Below are 3,385 nucleotides of genomic sequence, written 5' to 3' on the forward strand. Positions count from 1 at the left end.
CACTGCGCCTGCCAGGCCTGATAGCTCATCCCGGTATCACCCTGCCAACCGGCCTGCAACGCGGCCTGCTCCGCCGAGATATCGGCGCCCAAGCTCTGCAGCGTTCCGGCATAGCCGGCCATATCCGCCGAATGCGCCAGCATCGCCGGATAGTTGTACATGATCTGCGACATCACAAATCCTTTCGTCTAAGCCGTATCGGTGTTTAGAAGCCGGGGTAACTGCCGGCCGCGGCGGAATCGGCGGCCACGTACGTGCCGGCCGCATCCCCGATGTTGGCCTGGGCGATATCCAGCAAGCTATTGATCTTGGCTGCTGCCGCCACAAACCGGGCATGGGCGGCCTGAAACGCCGCCGCCGACTCCCCGGCGTGAAACGCCTGCGCCGACATCGCTTCCTGCTCGGCCTGACCGATCGTCGAGCGCATCAACCCCGCCTTGGCGCCAAACGCCGACTGCGAGGCCACCAACTGCGGAATATGAGCATCCAACATACTCATTACTGACGTCCTTTCTCAAATCGACTACCGTTGTTACACACGCACACTCAGCTGTGATCCCCCTCCCCCTCCGGCGTATCCGGACTCCAGGTGCCCGGCACCATCGGCATAGGCACCTCAGGCGGCGAAGCCATCCACACCGGCGCGGTCATCGTCAGCTGCCGGCACCCAAATACGACGAAGCAGCGGCCGCGTCACCGGCGGCGTAACTCGCGCCGGACTCACCGACACCGACCCCGGCACGGCCGAGCTCTTCCACACCTTCGGCTGCCACCGCGGTGTGCTCGGTGCCCTGGGCGCTGAACCCCGCCGCGGTTTGCAGCGACACCGGATCGGCCGCCGACGGGACCACGGCCGTGATCAACGGGGCCGCGTCCGCATGTGCGGCGGCCAGGCGGGCGGTGATTGCTTCCACAGCGGCGCTGGCGGAAGCTAGACCCTCTGGGACGACTCGCAGAGTCATGACTGAAACTCCTTTCGATTAACTTCGCCGACCATCGACAGCCACACTTTCGTCGACGAGCGGATTGACCAACTGCACGTACGTCAGGGTGTCGCTGTCGCCCAGCAGAATTGCCCGACCGGCGGGCAGCCGATCGAATCGCTGACCGCGGATCTTTCCGCCGTCCGCCGGATTGCCAGACAACATCAACGTGGTGGCCTGCAGGTCGTTGAACCGACGCAGCAGCGGGCTGGTCATCAGCGCGTGTGCGGCACCGGTTGCGCGTGCGGTAACGATCACCCGCAGTCCCAGGTCGCTGGCCTGCGCCAGCAGCCCGATCAGTGGCGTCCATGGCCGCTGCCCGACGAACGGACCGGTCATCGCCGGAGCATCCGGTATCTGATCCACGTCGTCGATGATCAGGTAGTGGGTCGGGCCTTCGTATGACCAGCCGGTGAGCTGGGCCGCCGAGAGACCTGCCGGGGGTTGCCGCTTTTCGATGATCGCCGACAAGCCGAGCATCGCTGGGGTCACCCGGTCGACGTTCGGGGTGTATTCGTTGTCGGGGAACAACGGCTCGTCGACGAGTTGCAACCGCCGATCCAACACGGTGAACGCGACGCGGTCCGGGGTGGAGTTGTCGCGGATGGTGCGGATGATGTGGCGCAACAGCGTCGTCTTACCGGATTTGGTGTCGCCCAGCACCATCAGCAGCGGGTTGTCGGCGAAGTCGACTTCGACTGCGGCCAAGTCTTCTTCGCGCTGACCGATGACGATCCGGTCGGCGCCCCGATACAGCGCACCGACGGTAGTCGGTGCCAGGTTGGTCGGAAGCAACCGCACCGGCGGCGCCGTGACGCCGGGATGGCGAGCGTTGATCGCGGCAACCTGGTCGAGCTCGGGTGCCGCGAAGAGGAAGTGCTCGGCGCCCATGGTCAGGCCGCGACCCGGTTGGTCGGCAGGCACCGCCTCGGCCGGACGGTGCAGTGCGCCGATCACCCTGACGTTGCTGTCGCGCGCGTCATGCAACTTCAGCTCCAGCCGCAGCCCGAGGCCGTCTCGCATCGCCAGCGGCACCTCCAGCCAGCTGGGGGTAGTGACGACCACGTGGATGCCGTACGCCAGTCCGATGTTCACCAGCTCGGTCACCTTGCTCAGCAACGGGTTTCGGGTGTTGAACAGGTCGGTGTTGTCCCGGCTGAAGGCATACAGATTGTCGATGACCAGGAACACCTGGCCCCGTCCGTCATCCGGACCTTGCCTGTCCCGGAACACCTCCCGCTGCTGACGGGACTGCAACAGCTGCTCGAGCTCCCCGAAGGTGCGGCGAATGCGCTCCGGTTCCAGCGCCGAGGCCACGCTGCCGACATGGGCCAGCTCCTCCAACCCCCGCAGCTGCCCGCCGCCGTAGTCGAGGCAGTAGAAACTCACCTCGCTGGGCGAGTGCAGGTTTGCCGCCGACAAGATGAACGTCTGCAGGGCAGTCGATTTTCCGGACTTTGCCCCACCATGGATCACCAGGTTGCCGGATGATGACCGCGCGTCGAACACCAACGGGTCACGGCGCATCTCAAATGGCTTGTCGATTTCACCCAGCGGCCAGCGCCACTCGCCCCGCGGCAGTGCTGCGCGGGCTAGCACGGTGCTCAGCGGGATCGGCTCGTCGAGCGGCGGCAGCCACAGCTCTGGTGCGCGTGGCCCGTAGCGCACAAGTTGGTCACCGATGGTGGCGATCAACTTTCGTGGCGGGCCGACTGGTTCCTCGTGACCATTGGTGGTGATCACCGTGCTCTGGTCGGGCTCCACCCGGCCGGCGGTGAACAGCTTTGGCTCGGGAACAGAATGCACCACAATCGTTTTCGCGGCCTGCGGCGGATCGTAAATGCCGTCGACGTAAGTGCTGCGGAATTTGATCGGCGCAGCACCCGGAGCGGGCACCAAAAAGCCAAGGCCTTTGTGCTCCTTGCCGGATTCGATATGGTAGGCGTCCTCCACGCCGATGATCGACCGTGACACGGCAGGGCTGGCCACCTTCAGGCCGATCCGGTAGGAGGTGTTCTTGTCGATGTCCTTGATCTTTCCGACATCCAACGTCTGTGACGCGAACAGGATGTGGATACGGAACGACCGGCCTTTGCGGGCGACGTAGTCGAACAGCTCGGCGTATTCGGGGTGATCGGCGAGCATCAGGGTGAACTCGTCGGCGACCACGAACAGGGTGGGGATCGGTGCCAGATCATGTCCGGCGGCGATCGCGTTTTCGTATTCGGTCACCGAGTTGAACGCGCTGCCCTGGACGTGGCGTCCGGCTTCACGCAGCATCATTTCCCGACGCGCGACCTCACCGCGCAGGGTGTCGGCGAACCTGTCGGCCAACGACTTCTTCTCGGCCATGTTCGAGATCACCGCGACGACCTGCGGGAAGTTGCGGAAGATGTCGGCGC

General features: G+C 64.8%; 4 protein-coding genes. All 4 read right to left on the bottom strand.

Annotated elements, in window-relative coordinates; all coding sequences use genetic code 11:
- Positions 1-173 (bottom strand): WXG100 family type VII secretion target (locus tag WAN71_RS06300; protein WP_422224513.1); only part of this gene is annotated, 173 nt, incomplete at its 3' end.
- Positions 174-205: 32 nt separating this feature from the next.
- Positions 206-499, bottom strand: a complete 294-nt coding sequence (locus tag WAN71_RS06305) for a WXG100 family type VII secretion target (protein ID WP_422224510.1) — start codon at positions 497-499, stop codon at positions 206-208.
- A gap of 154 nt (positions 500-653) precedes the next feature.
- On the bottom strand, positions 654-962 hold the full coding sequence (locus tag WAN71_RS06310) for a PE family protein (protein ID WP_422224511.1): 309 nt from the start codon (positions 960-962) through the stop codon (positions 654-656).
- 18 nt (positions 963-980) lie between these two features.
- Positions 981-3,385: type VII secretion protein EccCb (gene eccCb, locus WAN71_RS06315; RefSeq protein ID WP_422224512.1), on the bottom strand; the 2,405-nt coding region annotated here is incomplete at its 5' end.

Origin of the sequence: Mycobacterium sp., from assembly GCF_049280035.1 — a bacterium.
In the GTDB taxonomy this organism is placed as follows: Bacteria; Actinomycetota; Actinomycetes; order Mycobacteriales; family Mycobacteriaceae; genus Mycobacterium.

Coding starts and splice junctions, on each gene's coding strand:
- WAN71_RS06305 (WP_422224510.1), bottom strand. CDS start 499: ATGAGTATGTTGGATGCTCATATTCCGCAGTTGGTGGCCTCGCAGTCG.
- WAN71_RS06310 (WP_422224511.1), bottom strand. CDS start 962: ATGACTCTGCGAGTCGTCCCAGAGGGTCTAGCTTCCGCCAGCGCCGCT.